The sequence below is a fragment of the Chryseobacterium sp. IHB B 17019 genome, from assembly GCF_001456155.1.
Classification (GTDB): domain Bacteria; phylum Bacteroidota; class Bacteroidia; order Flavobacteriales; family Weeksellaceae; genus Chryseobacterium.
This window is the reverse complement of record NZ_CP013293.1, coordinates 3,186,304-3,206,408: the sequence shown is the minus strand read 5'-3', so window position 1 is coordinate 3,206,408 and position 20,105 is coordinate 3,186,304. Positions and strand designations below refer to the sequence as shown.

Sequence of the window (20,105 nt, the reverse complement as noted above, 5' to 3'; positions counted from 1 at the left end):
ACCTCCAATTATTTGGGGGTATTTTTTTTTCGTTGACTTTTAATTAATTTTGTGGAAATTTAAAATAAAATGGGAAGAGCGTTTGAATATAGAAAAGCTTCTAAAATGGCCAGATGGGATAAAATGGCCAAAACTTTCTCTAAAATTGGTAAAGACATTGCCTTGGCTGTAAAAGCAGGTGGATCCGATCCCGAAGCAAATCCGGCATTAAGAAGATGTATCCAGAATGCAAAAGGGGCAAACATGCCAAAAGATAATGTAGACAGAGCCATCAAAAAAGCAAGCGGTGCAGATGCAGAAAACTATGAAGAGGTTACTTATGAAGGATATGGACAGGGTGGTGTTGCATTCTTTGTAGAATGTACTACTAATAATACAACAAGAACTGTTGCCAATGTAAGAGCAATTTTCAATAAGTTTGATGGTAACCTTGGAAAGAATGGAGAATTGGCGTTTATCTTCGACAGAAAAGGGATTTTCAGTATCGATATGTCTCAAATCAAAATGGATTGGGATGATTTTGAAATGGAAATGATCGACGGTGGAGCAGAAGATGTGGAAAAAGATGAGGAAGAAGTAATGATCACAACGGCTTTCGAAGATTTCGGTTCATTGTCTCATAAGCTAGACGAGTTGGGGATTGAAGCAAAAAGCGCAGAACTTCAAAGGATTCCAAATAATACCAAAGAAGTAAACGAAGAGCAATTCAAAGCGAATATGAAAATGCTTGAGCGTTTTGAAGATGACGACGACGTACAAAACGTTTATCACAACATGGAAATCACAGAAGAGTTGATGAACTCGTTGTAAAAAATAATATAACATTCATATATAGTTAACTTTCAATTAGTTTCTTTGCATAAAACTATGAAAAGAAACGTTGAATTAGTTATCATATCGGATGTTCATTTGGGGACTTATGGATGTAAGGCTAAAGAATTATTAAGATATCTTAATTCTATTCAGCCTAAAACTTTGGTTTTGAATGGTGATATCATCGATATCTGGCAATTCAAAAAGTCTTACTTCCCTAAACCTCATTTAAAAGTGATCAAAAAGATCCTTTCATTTGCTACAAAAAACACAGATGTCTTTTACATTACCGGAAACCACGACGAAATGTTCCGGAAGTTTACCGACTTCGAATTGGGTAAGCTGAAAGTCTGCAACAAAATCTTCTTAGAACTCAATAATAAAAAAGCATGGATCTTCCACGGGGATGTTTTCGATGCATCCGTTCAGCATTCTAAATGGATTGCCAAGCTCGGGGGGAAGGGCTACGATCTTTTAATCATAATTAATAATGTCGTAAATTGGTTTCTTGAGAAAATGGGCAGAGAAAAATATTCGTTTTCAAAGAAGATTAAAAACAATGTAAAAAAAGCGGTAAAATATATCGGTGATTTTGAACTGACGGCTTCTGAACTGGCTATTGACAACCATTACGATTACGTGATTTGCGGACACATCCATCAGCCGCAGATTCGGGAAGTGATCAATAAGAAAGGTTCCTGCACTTATCTGAATTCAGGAGACTGGATTGAAAACCTTTCGGCCTTGGAATACAATGATAATGAATGGAAAATCTTCTATTATGACGAACATAAAGATTCGTTAAAAGATGACGAAACAGAAGAAATTCAGGAGATGGATAATGCCGAGCTTTTGAAAATAGTTACCAATTTTACACTATGAAAATTTTATACGCATTTCAGGGAACCGGAAACGGTCACGTGGCCCGTGCACAGGAGATTGTTCCTATTCTAAAAAAATATGCATCGGTTGATACTTTGATCAGTGGACATCAATCGCAATTAAAGGCTGATTTTGACGTTAATTTTCAACACAAAGGAATTTCCCTTCTTTATGACAAAACAGGCGGTTTATCCTATCGAAAAACTTTCACAGAGAATAAATTTCTTGAAGCCATTAAAACGATAAAAGAAATTGAGCTCTCAAAATACGATTTGATCATCAATGATTACGAACCTCTTACAGGTTGGGCCTGTAAATTAAAGAAACTTCCAATGATCGAATTGAGCCATCAGGCTTCCATGTTGTTTAAGGAAACACCCAAGCCTGAAAAGAAAGACTTTTTCGGTGAACTGGTGTTAAAATATTATGTTCCCAGTGACAGGAAAATAGGTTTTCATTTTGAAAATTATCATCCTCAGATTAAAAAACCGGTGATCAGGAGAAAAATACGAAATCTTCACCCTGATAAAAAAGGTTTTTATTTGGTTTATCTTCCCAGTTTTTCAGATGAAAATATCATTAAAGTATTAAAGCAGATTTCTGTTGAATGGAAAGTTTTTTCCAAGTACAGCAAGCTTCAGTTTAAAGATAGCAATGTTGAGGTTTTCCCGATTGATGAAATTCAATATTTAAAATCTTTTGAAAATTGTGACGGAATTCTTTGCAACGCAGGTTTTGAAAGCCCTGCAGAAGCACTTTTTATGGATAAGAAATTGTTTGTAATTCCTATTCATAATCAGTACGAGCAGGAATGCAATGCCTGTGCTTTAGATAAAATGGGAATACCGAATTCTAAGGTTTTGAAGCTGGAGGAAATACAAAATTGGGTAGCCTCCGACCAGCATCTTAAAGTCAACTACCCTGATGATATTGAAGAAATTTTGGTAAATGAAGTTTTAACGCTGTAAAAAAACATCGTCTACATCACTCATTCTCATCATCACAGATCTTGCGTAAGAACAGTGCGGATACACTTTCCAGTTATTCTCCCGTGCAAATTTAATGGCTTCTTCCACTAAATATTTCCCCATTCCGCGTCCTTCAAATTCCGGATGCACCAACACAAAAGAAATGATGAATCTGTTTTCTTCAGGGAAAATTGTATATGTCAATCTTCCGACTTCTTTAATTTCATTATTTAATGTAATGACTCCGCCGTTTCCTGATTTATTGTTTTCAAATTTCATAATCTAAGCTTTATAATTGTAAAAATACAAAAACCACACCGCGGGCATTTTGATGTAGATCAATTAATGTGAATGGTGAATTTGTTTCAATTGTCAATTTATTAAACCTTAATTAAAAGATACACAATTAACTTGCAAAACAAAATTAATCATTGACGGAATTAGCTGTCTTTCCCGGTGTAATAATTGTAATCTTTAATTATAACCCCGATAAACTGCCTTTCCGTCATCTTTCTGGGGTCTACTTCCACCTTTATGATACTTTTTATTTTGTCAGAAAGCTTGCTGATAATCTGTCGGTCGTCGACTCTTAATGCTTTTGTATAATTGTCTTTAATAATTCTCATATCATTGTCGCTCAGTACAATAACCTGTGGAAAAGTGGGAATATAATCTTCATGAATGTTTTCCAGAATGGTATGGGAAATATTAATGTTGTTTTTTAATGAAATTACAGCTGTTCCGGCAGCCATGTCGCCCAACCGTTGGTTGTTTTTAGAAACAATCATTGAAACCAATCCAACAACACAGATAAAGGTTGTATCAATAATTCTGAAAATCCATCGAATCATATAATCTCCAAATCCGGCTTGATAACCATCGATTTTCACCACACGGATTTTCATCAGTTTTTTACCAGGAGTTTGTCCTTCCATCAGGCTTTCCAAAACTAAAGAATAAATAAAAGTAGGGAAAAGAAGAATGATATAAACAGCTCGTACAGACCAATTATCCAGGCCGTTTAAGAGGTAGCCCAAATCTAGAATGTTGAAAAAAAGATAGAAAATACAGAAACCATAAGCCACTTTTATTAATAAATCAATAATAAATGCAATCATCCGGTCTCCAACACTTGCAATGTTGAAATTAATATTTACATTTTGTGAAGTATTAATCGCGATTTGAGACATATTTTTTATTATTTTAGCCTTACAATATGAGAGAGGTTTATTTCATTAAACAAAATAAAGAAAAATGGTTGGGAATCGAACAGGTTATTCAAGGGAAAATTAAAAAAAATCCTGATGACCTGTCTTCGTTGTACATTAATCTCGTTAATGATCTTTCCTTTGCCCAGACCTACTATCCCAAAAGCAATACAACAGTTTACCTGAATCACCTGTCTTCTCAGATCTTTCAGAAAATTTATAAAACAAAAAGGGTTGAAGAAAACCGGTTTTTGTATTTCTTCAAAACAGAAGTTCCTTTGTTGGTTTATCAGTACAGGAGATATTTGGGATATGCTTTTTTGTTTTTTGCCTTGTTTACCTTGATCGGGGTGCTTTCAGCAATTTATGATAAAGATTTTGCCAATGTTATTTTAGGTGAAGATTATGTCAATCAGACCATTGAGAATATTAAGGACGGAAATGCTGTCGGAATATATCAAAGCGGCTCTACTTGGGGAAGCACAATCGGGATTATTTTTAATAACATTGGCGTGGGGGCCAAGCTTTATATCTACGGAATTACCGGCGGTGTCGGGACTTTGTGGGCACTGCTTTCCAATAGTGTCATGTTGGGGTCTTTCCAGTATTTCTTTTATGATTATGGAGCTTTAAAAGACAGTGCGAGAGGAATTTGGCTTCATGGTGTTTTTGAAATTTTTGCCATGGTCATTGAGGCAATGTGTGGATTGATTTTGGGGGCATCTATTTTATTTCCAAGAACTTTTTCAAGATTTAATTCTTTTAAAAACGGATTTAGAGATTCATTTAAAATATTTTTGAGCACGGTTCCATTCACGATCTGTGCAGGAATTATTGAAGGATATGTGACACGACATGCTCTGAAAATGCCTTTATTTTTAAATTTAATAATCATTTTTGGATGTTTGGCTGTCATCGGATTTTATTATTTTGTGTATCCTTCTATTGTAAACAAAAAAATTAATAACCAAATCAATGATGCAGTTTTATAAAAAGAGAGATTTTGGAACTTTTATAAGTGATAGTTTCGCTTTTTTTAAGTTACACGGAAAAAATTACTTCAAGAATTTTATTCTCCTGAACGGATTATTGCTAATCTTAATGGTTGTTTTAATAATCTTAGGATTCAGAGAGTTTTTCGGAGTATTGTTAGGCTCGAATATTGGCGGGCAAAGCTACTATTTTGAGCAGATGCTTACCGATAACTTAGGGCTGTTTATTCTGTTGGGTGTTTTATTGTTCATTATTTCAACAGCTTTAATGACCATTAATTTCCTTTTCCCGGTTTTCTATATGAAAAGAGTCGCAGAAGGACATAAGGATATAAAAACGGATGATCTTTTAAGCGATTTTAAAGCAAACGGAAAAAAAGTTTTTCTTACCTACTTGGGGCTGACTTTCCTTGTAATGCCCGCTGCAACAATCCTTTTTGGATTTTCATATTTTCTGATTATTATTTTTATCGGGATTGTTTTGATGCTGTTTGTAGGGCCTACTTTGTTCAACATCATCCTTTTTCTTTGCTATGATTATTTTAATTCAGAAAGAGGCTTTTTTGAAAGCCTAAGCTATGCAGTGCGGTCACAATTTTCCTATACAAACGGAAGAGAAGGCTCTCCTTACTGGAAATATTGGGGATCAACTCTTATCATGGGCATCCTTTTTTATATTATCACCGCGATCTTTTCATCAATTCCGATGATTTTGTATTTTGTAACCCTTACTACAACGACATCCAACGCCGAATTTGAAAAAAATCCGCTCGGAGGCAGCTTCGGAATGCTTATATTTTTTCTTTATGGGGTTTCTACATTGGTTTCGTCTTTTTTGATGAACGTAATGTATGTCAATTCCGGGTTGATGTATTATGACAGCCGGACGGATCTCCACCAGAAAGTAGAATTGGAAGAAATAGAAACCATTGGTATTAATGAATAAAATTCTTCTTTTTTTACTGATTTTTTTCTCTGTTGAATTTGCCTACGCTCAGACAGAAGACGATCCGCCACCGCCGATCGAGGAAGTGTATGTAGATTCTCTGGATACGGGACACTACAAAAATATGTACCGTGCAGATTCTATTTTAGCGAAAAGTCCCGTTACGGAAAACACTGTTTATCCTAAGAAATTCAAGGAAAATATTCCCTCAAGATATAAAGGAAAAGACTTCGATTACACCACCGTAAAACCAAGAATGTCTTTTTTTGAAAAGCTGATGCAAAAAATTGAGAGGATTTTACAGAGCATTTTCGGAGAGACCATTTTTACAAAATCAGGGAATTTTGCAGGGGTTCTGCTTCGTTTTTTTGCTATTGTTCTTGTCGGGTTCCTGTTGTATTTTATTATTAAATTTTTGCTGGGGAAAAACGGAAATTTCTTGTTTGGAAAGAAAAACAGGAAAGTTGACATCAAAGATGAAGAATTGCACGAAGATATTCATGAGATCAATTTTCCGGAAAGTATTTTGAAATTTGAAAAATCAGGTGATTTCAGGTCTGCCGTTCGTTACCAGTTTTTATTTACTCTAAAAAAGTTAAGTGATAAAAAACTAATTGTCTGGAATCCGGAAAAAACAAATAAAGATTATGTTTCAGAACTAAAAGCTCCACATTTGAAGGATGAGTTCTACAACCTTTCTTATATCTTCGATTATGTCTGGTATGGTGAATTCGCTATTGATGAAGAAAACTACCTGAAATTTAAGAATCAGTATCAATCCTTTAAACCGTAAAATTTATCATGAACAAAACTTTCAAAATATATGCTGTGATTTTCATCGTTGTGATGATTATTATTGCGTTGTTTGAAGTAAATAAAACGGAAAGCACAGACTGGCGAAAAAATTTTGATCTCAATCAGAAATCGCCTTTCGGGTTATTTGTTTTTGATCATGAAATAAAAAATCTTTTTAAAAATAAGGTTAAAAAAATAGATCAGACACCTTATGATTACTACAATCAGAACAAAAAAGAATCGCACAATATTTTAATTATTGAAAGTGAAATCGATAGGCAGTCGTGGAATAAAATCTTAAATGCAGTTTCCACCGGTTCGGATGCTATGCTTATCGTAAGCGAAATTCCAAGGGATATTTCCGATAGTATAGGATATTACGACTCAAAGATTTCTTTTGAAGACGAAAATGTGTTGAAATTAACAGATACAAAATATCAGAACGACTTTATTAAGCTTGACAAATTCCCGTCCGGAAGGGGCTTTACGTTCATTAAACCCAATGTTGAAGTATTAGGAAAAACCGTAGAAAAAAATAATACCGACCAGGCGAATTTTATTAAGATAAAGTTTGGAAAAGGAAATATTTATGTTCATTGTGAGCCGCTTTTCATTACAAATTATTATTTATTAAAGTCAGGAAATGTAAAATATACACAGGATGTTTTTTCGTATCTTGAGGATAAGGAAACACTGTGGTTTGTGGAAAGTAATTCCAAAACATCGCAGTTTTTCCTGAGATTTATCCTTTCAAATCCTGCCCTGAAATATGCATGGTGGGTGTTGTTGGGAGGTCTGGTTTTATTTATTTTCTTTAATGCAAAAAGAAAACAGCGTATTGTTCCGGTAATTGAACCGTTAAAAAATACTTCCGTTGATTTTGTGAAAAGCATCGGGAATTTATATTTGCAGGAGGGAGACTTCCACGATATGATGGCAAAAAAAGCCCAGTATTTTTTAAATAAAGTAAGAATGGACCTTTTAATTGATACCCAAAATTTAGACGAAGAATTTGCAAAAAAACTTCAACTGAAAACCGGAAAACCAATGGAAATGATCAATGAAGCTGTCGGTTTTATCAAAAAAGCGCAGGATCCTTATGCGAGTGTCATGAAAGAAGATCTGGGAAGAATGAATAAATTGCTGGACGAAATTTTAAAATAAATTAAAACATAAAATTGATGGAAACATCAAAATTAAAAAGATAAAAATTTATGGAAAACCTTGAAAACCAAAATGTAGAAAATCAAAGTTCTATAAATATTGATAAAAAAGAAGATCAGTTCCAGTCGAGAATTGACATGATTGAGCTTAGAGCAAGCCTGGAGAAAGTAAAATCCGAGATTGCAAAAGTAATTGTAGGCCAGGAAAATATGGTTGAGCATCTTTTGGCTGCGCTTTTATCAAACGGTCACGTTTTGATCGAAGGCGTTCCGGGAGTGGCAAAAACCATCACGGCAAAATTACTGGCAAAAACCATTGATGTGGGCTTCAGCAGAATCCAGTTCACTCCGGATCTGATGCCTTCCGATATTTTAGGAACATCAATTTTTAATGTAAAAAATTCTGAATTTGAATTTAAACAAGGTCCAATTTTCTCTAATTTCATTTTAATAGATGAAATCAACAGATCGCCGGCGAAAACCCAGGCTGCTTTGTTTGAAGTAATGGAAGAAAGGCAAATCACAATGGATGGGACCCGTTATACGATGGAAGAGCCGTTTTTGGTGGTAGCCACTCAAAACCCGATCGAGCATGAAGGAACGTACCGACTTCCGGAAGCTCAGCTAGACCGCTTTCTTTTTAAAATAAATGTTGGATATCCGAACCTTGAACAGGAAATATCGATCATCAAAAACCAGCACGAAAGCAAAAGAGAGGATAAAACTGACGTCGTCAACAAAGTAATCACGGCCCAACAATTGAAAAATTATCAACATTTGGTAAAAGAAATCATAGTTGAGACACAGCTAATGGAATACATCGCGAAAATCATCGTCAACACAAGAGAAAACCAATTCTTGTATTTGGGAGCTTCTCCGAGAGCCAGTTTGGCTTTGTTAACGGCTTCAAAGTCATTTGCAGCATTAAGAGGAAGAGATTTTGTAACCCCGGAAGACATCAAAGAAGCAAGTTATGCCGTATTGAGACACCGGGTAATTGTATCGCCGGAAAGAGAAATGGAGGGCTTAACCGCAGATGAAATTATCAGACAGATTTTAGAAGGAATAGAAATCCCAAGATAGGTGGCAGATATAAGGTTTTAGGTTATAGTTTAACAATTCGAGTTGTAAGATTTGGAGTTATGGCTAATTTTAAAGAGCTTTTAGTTTGGCAGAAATCAATTGAAGATAAATGCTTTTAATTTTTTAAAGCTATAAATAACTATCAAACAGCTAATGTAGGAAATGAAGAGTATAAAAATAGAAATTATTGTAATGATTTTACTTTGGATTAGTGTCATTGCATCAGTAAATATAAACCAGGATTTTAATCCTCTGTTTCTTTGCGGGGTTATAGGGTTATTTTTATCATCAGTATTATACATAAAATTCAAAGATTATAGTTTGATTATTTTATTAGTGTTGCTCTTTTTAGGATCTTTAAATTTTATTCAGCTTTTTACATTTATAAGAATAAACTTTATTAAATTAAATCTTCCAATCACAATTTTGTTTGCTTTGGTTTTATATAAAAGATATAATGAATTAAAAGACAATTTTTCAGGAACAACCAATCATGATCGAAAAGAGGAAAGAAATAAAAAGATAATTTATTTCAAAGAAAAATTTCAAAATTTATCCATTGAAGAGCTAGAATATAATTTAGAAAATGAGCATTTAACTGATGAAGCAAAGATTGCATCAAATATACTTTTAAATGAAAAAAAGCAGGCATAAATCTTAAAAGCCTGCAACCCGGAAAAATGAAAAACTTATACATCAATACACGCTTTTTTTTCGCACTCATTGGAGTGGGGATTCTGTATGTTTTTGCATTTTTCTTTCCGTTTTTGATGTGGGCTGCACATATTGCTCTACTGTTGTGTTTCCTAGCAGCGATGGTGGATTATCTTTTTGTATTTAATCAAAAGGACGGGATTTCAGCGCAAAGAATTTTACCGGAGAAATTGTCGAATGGCGATGAAAATCCCGTGAAAGTTGATATTAAAAATAATTATGGTTTTAAAATTAATGTTAGAGTTATTGATGAAATTCCGTTTCAGTTTCAGAAGAGAGATTTTTTGATTGAAAAGCAGATTGAACCGGGAAGGAACAACTTTTTCCAATATATTTTAGAGCCGAAAGAAAGGGGAGAGTATAACTTTGGGAGTTTAAATATCTATGTTTCATCCCCGTTGGGTTTTGTTTCAAAGAGGTTTAATTTTCAGAAAGATGCCAATTTGCCAGCCTATCCATCATTTATTCATCTTCGAAAATATGAATTGATGGCGTTGCAAAGCGAATTTTTATTAGGCGGAATAAAAAAAATCCGAAAACTGGGACACACCATGGAATTCGAGCAAATCAAAGACTATGTTCCCGGTGATGATATCAGAACAATCAACTGGAAAGCAACATCCAAGACCAACCGTTTAATGGTCAATCAGTTTCAGGACGAAAAATCTCAACGGATTTTTATGCTGATAGATACCGGACGAACAATGAAAATGCCTTTCAAAGGATTGAGTTTACTGGATTATTCGATTAATGCAACGATGGCTTTATCTCACATTATCCTTAAAAAAGGGGACCGCGCAGGAATGATGACATTCTCAAAGAAAACCGAAAATAAAATCGCAGCCGAAAATAAATCCGGACAGCTGAGAAAGATTTCTGAAGCGCTTTATAATATTAAAACTGATTTCTTTGAAAGTGATTTTAACCGGTTGTATCAGGATGTAAAATATTCATTAAATCAGAGAAGCTTAATATTATTATTCACTAATTTTGAAACATTGGACGGGTTAAACCGACAGTTGAAATACCTTCGGGGAATTGCTAAGAATCATTTATTGGTCGTGGTTTTCTTTAAAAATGCAGAGCTTCAGACTTTAATTCATAAAAATCCGGAAAGCATGCAGGAAATTTATGACGAGATCATTGCTGAGAAATTTGAGTTTGAAAAAAAATTAATTATCCAGGAACTCAGAAAATACGGAATTTATACGGTCTATACCTTGCCTGAGAATTTAAATATCGATGTTATCAATAAATATCTTGAGATAAAAGCGAGGGGAATTTTATAATTTAGCAATAAGCAATAAGCAAAATGAAAATAACACTTAATAGAATCAACGACGATTATTTATTTGAATGTACCAATTCTCAAGGAAATTCAATTCTTTTGGATAATACAACCCAGCCCGGTGCGAAAGGCGTTTCACCAATGGAAAGCGTTCTAATGGCGGTTGCCGGATGCAGCGGAATCGATGTGGTTTCTATTTTAAAAAAACAAAGACAGGAAATTACAGATTTCAAGGCGGAAGTAGAAGGAGAGAGGATTCCTGTGGATGATGCAAAACCTTTTAAATCAATTAAAGTTAAATTCCTTCTTGAAGGGAATATCGATCCTAAAAAAGCTCAGAAAGCAGCACAATTATCTTTTGAAAAATATTGCTCTGTTTCCAAAACTTTGGAGCCGACGGTTGAGATTGGATATGAAGTCTACGTAAACGGAGAGATCGTTCAGGCTTAAATCAATTTTAAATAAAAATAAAACCCGGATAAAATTATTTATCCGGGTTTTTAGTATGAATGTGTAAATTATTATCTCTTGATTGTTTTCATGCTTTTTACAGAGCCATCTTTCATTGTTAATGTCAAAATATACATTCCTGATTTCAGTTCTCCCAGGAATAATGTAGAAGATGGATTTTCAACAGTTTTTACAGTAATTCCTGAAAGGTCTGTTACCACTGCTTTTTTCACATTTTCTGCTTTTTCGATAGATAAAGTATTGACAAATGGATTTGGGTAAGCAATTCTTTCTTTTTCTTTTGCGTTGATTTCGTTTGTTGCTAAAGCCAGCGGCTGAAGAGTAATGGTTACCGTTAAGGTATTATTATCAACCTTATTGTAGTCTGCGCTGCAATCTGATCCTCCGTAAACTCTCCATGCCCTAAGTTCGAAGTTTACAGCTCCGGTAAGATCATTGGCTAGCGTAAGGCCGGTTCTGTTGTAAGAATATGTTCCGCCGGTAGATCCCGCACCTTCTGCTATAGAAGCTTCAGTATTTCCGTTTGAAGTACAAACCAGTAAGCTTCTCTGTTCAGACATCCATCCGTTGCTTGCTGTGGTCATTGTGTAGGAAACGGCAGTGGATTTGATTTTATATCCTGCCGGTACATTTACCGTTAATCCTCCTGCACAGTTTGTAGTGGAAGTTGTTGTAACTCCTGTGTCATCAAATTGTGTGTTGATATCACCCAATGTATAAACCGTACTGATCTGCCCCGGAGTAAATTCTTTCATTTTCCAGAAGCTTTGTGAAGAGCCTCCACAATTGGATCTTACCCAGAAATAATAGGTTTGTCCTATTGTTAAGTTATTTAATGTTACAGAAGTTCCCGATGTTACTGATCCTGTAGGCGTTGTTGTAGCTGTAGGTGCCGTAGGAGAAGTGCTGTAATAATACTGATATCCTGAAGAAGGCGCACCTGTTGCAGGAGCTGACCAGCTTAAAGTTCCGCTATCTGTTGTGGTTGTAGCCGTAATATCTGTAGGGGTAGGACACGGATTGAAGGCGTCCGCAGAAATTGCGAATATATTCGGAATCCCTCCTGTTCCGGTCTTAGTGATCGTAACGCTTTTTACACTTTTTGCTTGGTTGGCAGCGTCGATTGCTAAAGGAATCTGGTATAATCTCGGATCTGTCCCATATCCAGACTCTAAATTGTCATTAGCAATATTAATCCTCCCGATTCCCTGGATGGCATAATTGCTTCCGTAATACCAGTCTGTAATACTGATTCCCGTAAAGGTTTGTGAAGTATTGTCTGTAAAATTCACATCCACATCTACAGTGCAATCTCCACTTCCTCCTGTTGCCAGCATGTATAAGCTTATGGCAGGAAGAGGTGTTGTAAACATCAAAGTCCCGTTGTTATTGGTGTTTTCCAGTCTCAATGAATTGTTGGCGCTGTAAGATGCCATCTGGTAAGACAATCCCGGAGTAGAAGCTACGGCGGTGTTGATAATTCCGTTGATGGGAAGTCCGTAAGTAAGTGGTGCATCTGTTGCAGATAATTGAAAATCTTTCGAAACAAATGCAAAGTTAACACCATCCACATCATCATTGGTTGAGGTAGCGGAAGATCCTACTCCATTTGCGATCACATCAGCGTTGAAGCCGCTTTGTACGGGTATCGGCTGATATTGCTGGGCGCTCATCTGAGTAGTAAACATGCTGGCTAAAAATAAGCCTGCAAGAGGTAGTAGTTTTTCTTTCATAAAAAAAAATTTTGGCTTTTCAGGTGCTAAGATAATTATTTTGTTGTTAAAAATTTAAAGCATATTAAAACTTAATGTTGATTTTTTACTGTTTTTAAGAAATAAATGTATTATTTTTCAGTTTAAATAGATTTTAGCTATAATTTGTTAATTTGTGATTGAGGTCATAAATATAATGTGGTACATAGTAAAAAAAATCCCCTTCGTTTGAAAGGGGGATTAAATTATATAGTCATTCTAGGTTTTAATAATTTCGCGACCGTCGCCGTCCATCCTGTCTGATGGGAGGCACCAACTCCTCGGCCGTTATCTCCATGGAAATATTCAAAGAAAGTAATGTAATCCTTAAAATTTTCATCATAATTAAACTTCGCATTTCCACCGTTGAATGGTCTTTGCCCGTATTCATCCTTTAAGAAAATAGAGCACAGCCTTTTTCCGATGTTTTGTGCGACTTCATCCAGGTTTTTCTTCTCGCCACTTCCCGTCGGAAGCTCCACTTTCATGCTGTTTCCATAATAAAAATGAAATCTCTGTAAGCTCTCAACAATCAAAAAATTGATAGGGAACCAAATCGGGCCTCTCCAGTTGCTGTTTCCGCCAAACATCCGGCTGTCACTCTCTGCAGGAGTATAATACACCATATTTTCATTCCCATGAACAGAAAAAACAAACGGGTTTTCTTCATACACTTTCGACATGGCGCGAATTCCGTACGAGCTTAAAAACTCATTTTCATCCAGCATTCTTGAAAGAACTTTTGTTAATCGGGTTTTACGGAGAATGCTCATCAGATGTTTTCTTCCGTGGCCCTCCTCATCCCAATGTGAAACAAGCTTTGTCAGTTCAGGTTTATTCTTCAAAACCCAATCCATCCTCTCACGGAAATTAGGCATTTTTTCTAATAGTTTATGATCGACAATCTCCACCGCAAACATAGGAATTAAACCAACAATACTTCTTAATTTCAATGAAACACTGTCACCATTTCCAAGCTGTAATACATCATAGAAAAATCCGTCTTCCTCGTTCCAAAGTCCTTTTGTACCTTCACCAAGATTTTCCATCGCTTCGGCGATATAAAGGTAATGTTCAAAAAACTTGATCGCCATATCCTCATAAACTTGATAATACTGAGCCAGTTCCATAGCAATTCGCATCATATTCAAAGCATACATCGCCATCCAGCTTGTTCCGTCGGCCTGCTCAAGGTGCTGTCCGTCCTTCAAAATCATATTTCGGTCAAAAGCACCGATGTTATCGAGTCCCAGAAAGCCTCCTCCGAAGATATTTTTACCGTTTTTATCTTTTCTGTTAACCCACCAGGTGAAATTTAAAAGTAATTTCTGGAAAACTTTTTCTAAAAATAAAAGATCCGGTTTTCCATTATGTTTTTCATCAATTTTAAAGACCCTGAAGCAAGACCAGGCATGGACAGGCGGATTTACATCACTCAGGTTCCATTCGTAGGCAGGGAGCTGTCCGTTTGGATGCATGTACCATTCTTTGGTTAATAAAAGAAGCTGTCCTTTCGCAAATTCCGCATCAATAATCGCAAACGGCACACAATGGAAGGCCAAGTCCCAGGTTGCATACCAGGGATATTCCCATTTATCAGGCATTGAGATAATGTCTTTATTATGGAGATGGTTCCACTCTGTATTTCTTACATAATTATTAAAATCTCTCGGAGCTTCATAATTCGGGTCTCCTTTCAGCCATTTTCCGACATTGTAATGATAGAATTGCTTATTCCAAAGAAGTCCAGCAAAAGCTTGTCTCTGAACGTTTTTTTCGTCATCATCATTGATATCCTGTTGAATTTCATTATAAAATTCATTGGCTTCGTCAATTCTAACTTCGAAAATCTCATCAAATTGATAAAAAGGCTCATCAAGATCGTTAGGTGATAGTCTGAAATCAAACGTTTTAGATTGTCTTGCCTCAATTATTTCATCAATTAAAAATGCAGCCTTCGTTCCTCTTTTTTCAGGATTTATGGTGTTGCTTCCGTAAATTATATAATCATTAATTCCATCTTTAAAATAAGTATTTCCCGGATATGGAGCGCCGTGCAACTTTGGATTGTTGGTTTCATTATCGCAGAAAACACTTTCCACATTGATGTTCTTCGAATAAAACTTTTTAATGGAAATACTGTCGTGTATAATATCAATACAGCCTTCCTGTGAAGCATTTGTCCCACCTTTGTAAGTGTTGTAGCCCCATTTCCAGTTATTCCTGAACCAAACGGTGGGTGCTACCACAATAGGAGCGTCATTCTGGCTTCTGTTACAAACCGTGACTCTCACTAAGATATCATCTTGGTTGGCCTTTGCATATTCAATAAAAATATCAAAATATTCATCATTATCAAAAATTCCGGTATCGAAAATTTCGTATTCCGGTTCTTTTTTGCTGCGTCTGGCATTTTCGGCACGGATATCTTCATATGGAAAGGCATTGATAGGATATTTGTACACCATTTTCATATAGCTGTGAGTAGGTGTATTATCCAGGTAATAAAAGATTTCTTTGATGTCTTCCCCGTGATTTCCCTGAGGATTGCTCAGCCCGAAAAAGCGCTCTTTTATCATCTTATCTTTCTTATTCCAGAACGAAAGTGCAAAACAGAAGAGCTGCTTTGCATCGGAGATTCCCGCAATTCCTTCTTCGCCCCAGCGGTAGGCGTAGCTTTCTGCAGTACTATGATTAGCGAAATTCCAGGCATCACCGTTTGAGCTGTAATCTTCACGTACATTTCCCCATTGGCGGTTACTTACGTAAGGCCCCCAGTTTTTCCAGTCAGTATCTTGTAATCTTTGTTTTTCAGCAATCATATCTCAGCATTTTCAATTACGAAGTTAGTTTTTTTGAAAAATAATTCCAACTTTCTAATTCTGAATAATTTTTAATATTTTATCCAAAATGTCCTATCCATCAATGCTTCCATATTAAAATTAAATTTTTTTTAAATATTTAAAATTAAATTTTTATCTTTGCACCATTCGATCATTCACATATTGAAAATGTTATCAAGAAAGGTTGAGGGATTAGACCCTGTGAAACCTTAGCAACCCTTTGCGGAAGTAAAGAAGGTGCTACGTTCTACCAATTTATTTTGGACAGATAACTTACTGAAGTTCTTTCAGCCATTTCTCGTGGCATTTTCAAATTGTATTATCAAAAAGTATAATAGAATTGAAAACAGAACTTAAACATATTAATATTTCGTATCAAACCAATTCCCAAAAGGAATACCATATCCCGTTGAGCTATCAGCTTTTCGGGAAAGAGCTGTTTTCTTCACCGATAGTTTTAGTTAATCATGCTTTAACCGGAAACTCCAATGTTTCAGGGGAAAAAGGGTGGTGGAAACAACTGATTGGAGAAAACCAGGTGATCGATACGAACAAATATACTGTTCTGTGTTTCAATATTCCCGGAAACGGTTACGATGATTTTTTAATTGATGACTATGAAGATTTCACTCCTTCGGATATTGCTAATATCTTTTTAAAAGGACTTGAAATTTTAAAAATTAAAAGTTTACATGTCATTATCGGAGGCTCTCTTGGAGGCGGAATCGGCTGGGAAATGCTGGCAAAAAATCCAAATCTTGCCGAAATCTTTATTCCCATTGCCTGCGATTTTAAAACCCATGACTGGCTTCATGCGCAATGCCTGGTTCAGAAATTTTTGTTAAATCAAAGTGGCGAACCATTACAAAAAGCCAGAATTCATGCGATGTTGTGCTACAGAACACCTCAATCTTTAAACGATAGATTTCAAAACAAATACAATCAGGAAAAACAGAACCTGGAATCGGAAGACTGGCTTATTTATCACGGAAATGCTTTAAACGAAAGGTTTAGTTTAAAATCTTATAAGCTGATGAATCATTTATTAATGAATATTAATGCAGAAGAGAATCAACTGGTAAAGATACAGGCACGAATGCACATGATCTCCGTTGATACAGACTTATTCTTTCCCGCTTCCGAAATCCGAATGTGTTTTGAAAAGCTTAAAGAAAAAAAGGAAAATCTTTTCTATCACGAGATCAAATCAATTCATGGGCACGATGCCTTCTTAATGGAATACGAACAATTAAATAACATCATTAAAAATATTTTGTAGAATGGAAAATGCTAACGAAATAAAATTTTTAAAAAACAGATCAATCATCAAATTTGAAGGAGAAGATTTCTTGGGTGAAATCGGGATTGACGGACGAATTTTTAAAGCGCTTACACTGGCGCGAATCAGTGTTGGGGTAATTTCTCAACAGGCCATCGAAAACGGATTATCAATTTTGGTTCAGGAAGCTGATTCCGAAAAAGCAGTTAATTGTCTGATTGACGAATTTGAAGCAGAAAGAAAATCAGGGAAAGTTTCCCAGATTTACAGTATAAATAATGTCTCTGTCATTGGTTTTGTAGCAGAAGATTTCAATAAAGTATTGGCAGAACTGGCCCGAAACAATGTTTTCCCATTGCTTTTAAACCAAATTGCAAGCGAAAAACGGGTAAATATTGTCGTAACTTCTTCACAAGACGAAAAAGCAAAAAATATCATCGAATCCGAGATTTCTAAAAAACCAAAAACGGTTCATCTAGCAATTATCGGACACGGAAATGTTGGTAAAACTTTGATCAATCAGGTTTTACAGTCATCGGAAGAAATCAGAAGACGTAAAAAAATTGATTTGAAAGTTGTGGCCGTTGCGAATTCAAGAAAAATAGCTTTTAATAAAAAAGGTTTTGATAACAATTGGAATGATGAGGTTTTGACAGCGGAAAGTCCATCAGATGTTCAGGAATTAATCAATTTTTCAAAAGAAAACCAACTGGAAAACCTGATTGTTGTTGATAATACGGCAAGCAAGGATTTTGTTCATAATTATCATACGTTGGCAGAAAATGGTTTCGATCTGGTGTCTTCCAACAAGATTTTCAATACGCTTCCAATCGAAGAATACCGTAAACTAAGATATACGTTGAACAAAAATAACAGACGTTATCTGTACGAAACGAATGTTGGTGCAGGCTTACCATTAATTGACACGATAAAATTATTACACCTTTCAGGAGAAAACATCACAAGAATCAAAGGCGTTTTCTCAGGAACATTGAGCTATGTTTTCAATAATTTTTCTTTGAGAAACGATAAATTTTCCACAATCATCAATGAAGCCTTGGAAAAAGGATATACGGAACCGGACCCGAGAGAGGATTTGTCAGGAAATGACGTTGCCAGAAAGCTGTTGATTTTAGCTAGAGAATTAGATCTAATCAATGAATTTGATGATATCAATATTCAAAATCTTGTTCCTGGAAGTTTAAGTTCAATTTCTAAACCGGAATTCCTTTTCAGACTGGAAGAATTGGATGAAGAATATCAAAAAATTAAAGAAAATCAGGAGCCGGATCATGTGTTGAGATATGTTGGAGATTTACACGGCGATTTGCAGAAAGACAAAGGCGAACTTGATGTAAAACTGATTTCGGTTCCCGCAACTTCCGCTTTGGGGCAGTTAAAAGGTTCAGATTCAATTTTTGAAATATATACCGAAAGTTACGGCGAACATCCGATTGTCATAATGGGAGCCGGAGCCGGAGCTCAGGTTACGGCAAGAGGTGTTTTCGGAGATATTTTAAGAGTAAGTGAAACAAAATAAATTAATGTAACAATATAGTAATGTATCAATGTAACAATTTGTAAAAAAGGTTTTTAAATTGATACTTTATAAAGATAAATAAGTTTATGAGCGATAATTTTCAACCGGAAACTAACAACGAGCAACTGTCAAACTTTGAAACACTTGCTATAAGAACGCAAACCGAAAGATCTCAGTTTGACGAGCATTCTACGCCGTTGTATTTGACGTCCAGCTTTATTTTTCAGGATGCGGAAGATATGCGGGCGAGTTTTGCAGAAGAAAAGCCTAAAAATCTATACAGCCGGTTTTCAAACCCGAATGTTACGGAATTCACCGATAAAATCGCAAAAATGGAAGGTGCAGAAGCAGCTTATGCCTTTGCGACGGGGATGGCGGCGATTTATTCAACGTTTGCAACTTTGTTGAATGCAGGAGATCATATTTTAAGCTGCCAGTCGGTTTTTGGTTCTACCCATACTTTGTTTACAAAATATTTTCCTAAGTGGAATATCGAAACAACCTATTTCAAAGCCGAAGACGCAGAAAATATTGAAAAATATATTCAGTCCAATACAAAAATCCTATATCTGGAAACACCGACAAATCCAGCAATTGGGATTTTGGACTTAGAATTTTTCGGACAAATTGCAAAAAAACATAATCTGATCTTTGTTGTAGACAACTGCTTTGCAACACCTTATCTTCAGCAGCCGATCAAATATGGTGCAGATATTGTTGTACATTCTGCAACGAAACTGATTGATGGACAAGGACGGGTTTTGGGTGGAGTAGCAGTCGGAAGAGAGGATTTAATTCGTGAAATCTATCTTTTTGCAAGAAATACTGGACCTGCAATGTCACCTTTCAACGCTTGGGTTTTATCGAAAAGCCTGGAGACATTGGCAATTCGTGTTGAAAGACACTGCGAAAATGCCTTAAAAGTGGCTGAATTTTTAGAAAACCACCCCAATGTAGAATTGGTGAAATATCCATTCTTACAATCTCATCCAAGCTACGAGATTGCGAAAAAACAAATGAAGTTAGGCGGAAATATTGTAGCGTTCGAAATCAAAGGCGGAATTGAAGGCGGCAGAAGATTTTTAGACAACATAAAAATGTGTTCACTATCTGCAAACCTTGGAGACACCAGGACAATTGTAACACATCCTGCATCTACAACACACTCAAAATTAACGGATGAAGAGAGAAATGAAGTAGGAATTACTGCAGGTCTCGTTCGTTGTTCGGTAGGTTTGGAAAATGTGGATGATATTATTGCAGATTTAAAACAAGCATTGGATTAAAATAATTTGGGCAGCTATTTCCGCCTTCCGCTCCCGCTTTTTTTGTTTCGCTTTGCTACACAAAAAAGAGCTCCGCTCAAGTC

The 20,105-nt window shown here is 35.7% G+C and carries 18 protein-coding genes and 1 riboswitch; of the genes, 14 read left to right on the top strand and 4 right to left on the bottom strand.

The genetic code is table 11. The features are described from left to right. The first annotated feature begins 69 nt into the window (after positions 1-69). Genes ATE47_RS14770 through ATE47_RS14760 form a run of 3 tightly spaced genes read left to right on the top strand, consistent with a single transcriptional unit; the run spans position 70 to position 2,663 of the window. Entirely contained in the window at positions 70-810 is a 741-nt protein-coding gene (locus ATE47_RS14770; RefSeq protein WP_062162678.1) for a YebC/PmpR family DNA-binding transcriptional regulator, read from the top strand. Positions 811-867: 57 nt separating this feature from the next. After that, positions 868-1,695 carry a UDP-2,3-diacylglucosamine diphosphatase gene (locus tag ATE47_RS14765; protein WP_062162677.1) on the top strand — a complete coding sequence of 276 codons (828 nt, stop codon included), beginning with the start codon at positions 868-870 and terminating at the stop codon, positions 1,693-1,695. Continuing rightward, positions 1,692-2,663, top strand: coding sequence for a glycosyltransferase family protein (locus ATE47_RS14760; RefSeq protein WP_062162676.1), 972 nt, complete (start codon positions 1,692-1,694; stop codon positions 2,661-2,663). Before ATE47_RS14765 ends, ATE47_RS14760 begins: the two co-directional genes overlap by 4 nt. On the opposite strand, the gene ATE47_RS14755 is transcribed toward ATE47_RS14760, so the two are convergent. Together ATE47_RS14755 and ATE47_RS14750 are read right to left on the bottom strand one after the other, a co-directional pair. Beyond that, the gene (locus ATE47_RS14755; RefSeq protein ID WP_062162675.1) at positions 2,652-2,942 is read right to left on the bottom strand and encodes a GNAT family N-acetyltransferase; all 291 of its coding nucleotides are present in this window, start codon (positions 2,940-2,942) and stop codon (positions 2,652-2,654) included. The two genes, ATE47_RS14760 and ATE47_RS14755, sit on opposite strands and share 12 nt — an antisense overlap. A gap of 161 nt (positions 2,943-3,103) precedes the next feature. Continuing rightward, positions 3,104-3,853: an RDD family protein gene (locus tag ATE47_RS14750; protein WP_062162674.1), complete on the bottom strand. Its 750-nt coding sequence runs from the start codon at positions 3,851-3,853 to the stop codon at positions 3,104-3,106. 26 nt (positions 3,854-3,879) lie between these two features. Here ATE47_RS14750 and ATE47_RS14745 point away from each other — a divergent pair, with 26 nt between their 5' ends. From ATE47_RS14745 to ATE47_RS14710, 8 genes are all read left to right on the top strand, one after another. Then, positions 3,880-4,863, top strand: coding sequence for a stage II sporulation protein M (locus tag ATE47_RS14745; protein WP_062162673.1), 984 nt, complete (start codon positions 3,880-3,882; stop codon positions 4,861-4,863). After that, positions 4,847-5,809, top strand: coding sequence for a DUF4013 domain-containing protein (locus ATE47_RS14740; RefSeq protein WP_062162672.1), 963 nt, complete (start codon positions 4,847-4,849; stop codon positions 5,807-5,809). The genes ATE47_RS14745 and ATE47_RS14740 overlap by 17 nt, the downstream gene beginning before the upstream one ends. Beyond that, positions 5,802-6,602: a hypothetical protein gene (locus tag ATE47_RS14735; RefSeq protein ID WP_062162671.1), complete on the top strand. Its 801-nt coding sequence runs from the start codon at positions 5,802-5,804 to the stop codon at positions 6,600-6,602. The genes ATE47_RS14740 and ATE47_RS14735 overlap by 8 nt, the downstream gene beginning before the upstream one ends. A gap of 8 nt (positions 6,603-6,610) precedes the next feature. Further along, positions 6,611-7,768, top strand: coding sequence for a hypothetical protein (locus tag ATE47_RS14730; protein ID WP_062162670.1), 1,158 nt, complete (start codon positions 6,611-6,613; stop codon positions 7,766-7,768). Between the two features lie 50 nt (positions 7,769-7,818). Continuing rightward, positions 7,819-8,850 carry an AAA family ATPase gene (locus ATE47_RS14725; protein ID WP_062162669.1) on the top strand — a complete coding sequence of 344 codons (1,032 nt, stop codon included), beginning with the start codon at positions 7,819-7,821 and terminating at the stop codon, positions 8,848-8,850. A gap of 162 nt (positions 8,851-9,012) precedes the next feature. Continuing rightward, a complete protein-coding gene (locus tag ATE47_RS14720) occupies positions 9,013-9,504 on the top strand; it encodes a hypothetical protein (RefSeq protein WP_062162668.1) in 492 nt (163 codons plus the stop codon). 26 nt (positions 9,505-9,530) lie between these two features. Continuing rightward, positions 9,531-10,853 (top strand): DUF58 domain-containing protein, encoded by a 1,323-nt coding sequence (locus ATE47_RS14715; protein ID WP_062162667.1) that lies wholly within the window; start codon positions 9,531-9,533, stop codon positions 10,851-10,853. Positions 10,854-10,876: 23 nt separating this feature from the next. After that, positions 10,877-11,302: an OsmC family protein gene (locus tag ATE47_RS14710; RefSeq protein ID WP_062162666.1), complete on the top strand. Its 426-nt coding sequence runs from the start codon at positions 10,877-10,879 to the stop codon at positions 11,300-11,302. 71 nt (positions 11,303-11,373) lie between these two features. Here ATE47_RS14710 and ATE47_RS14705 read toward each other — a convergent pair whose 3' ends face one another. Next, positions 11,374-13,056, bottom strand: coding sequence for a T9SS type A sorting domain-containing protein (locus ATE47_RS14705; RefSeq protein WP_062162665.1), 1,683 nt, complete (start codon positions 13,054-13,056; stop codon positions 11,374-11,376). 224 nt (positions 13,057-13,280) lie between these two features. Beyond that, positions 13,281-15,896 carry an MGH1-like glycoside hydrolase domain-containing protein gene (locus tag ATE47_RS14700; RefSeq protein ID WP_062162664.1) on the bottom strand — a complete coding sequence of 872 codons (2,616 nt, stop codon included), beginning with the start codon at positions 15,894-15,896 and terminating at the stop codon, positions 13,281-13,283. Between the two features lie 189 nt (positions 15,897-16,085). Further along, positions 16,086-16,192, top strand: a riboswitch (SAM riboswitch). A gap of 65 nt (positions 16,193-16,257) precedes the next feature. Between ATE47_RS14700 and ATE47_RS14695 the strand changes: the two genes are divergently transcribed. The 3 genes from ATE47_RS14695 to ATE47_RS14685 all read left to right on the top strand — a co-directional run bounded on the left by ATE47_RS14695 (position 16,258) and on the right by ATE47_RS14685 (position 20,022). Next, a complete protein-coding gene (locus ATE47_RS14695; RefSeq protein ID WP_062162663.1) occupies positions 16,258-17,196 on the top strand; it encodes an alpha/beta fold hydrolase in 939 nt (312 codons plus the stop codon). Position 17,197: 1 nt separating this feature from the next. Next, positions 17,198-18,736, top strand: coding sequence for an ACT domain-containing protein (locus ATE47_RS14690; protein ID WP_062162662.1), 1,539 nt, complete (start codon positions 17,198-17,200; stop codon positions 18,734-18,736). A 125-nt stretch (positions 18,737-18,861) separates the two neighbouring features. After that, entirely contained in the window at positions 18,862-20,022 is a 1,161-nt protein-coding gene (locus tag ATE47_RS14685; protein WP_062163573.1) for an O-succinylhomoserine sulfhydrylase, read from the top strand. Positions 20,023-20,105: the final 83 nt, after the last annotated feature.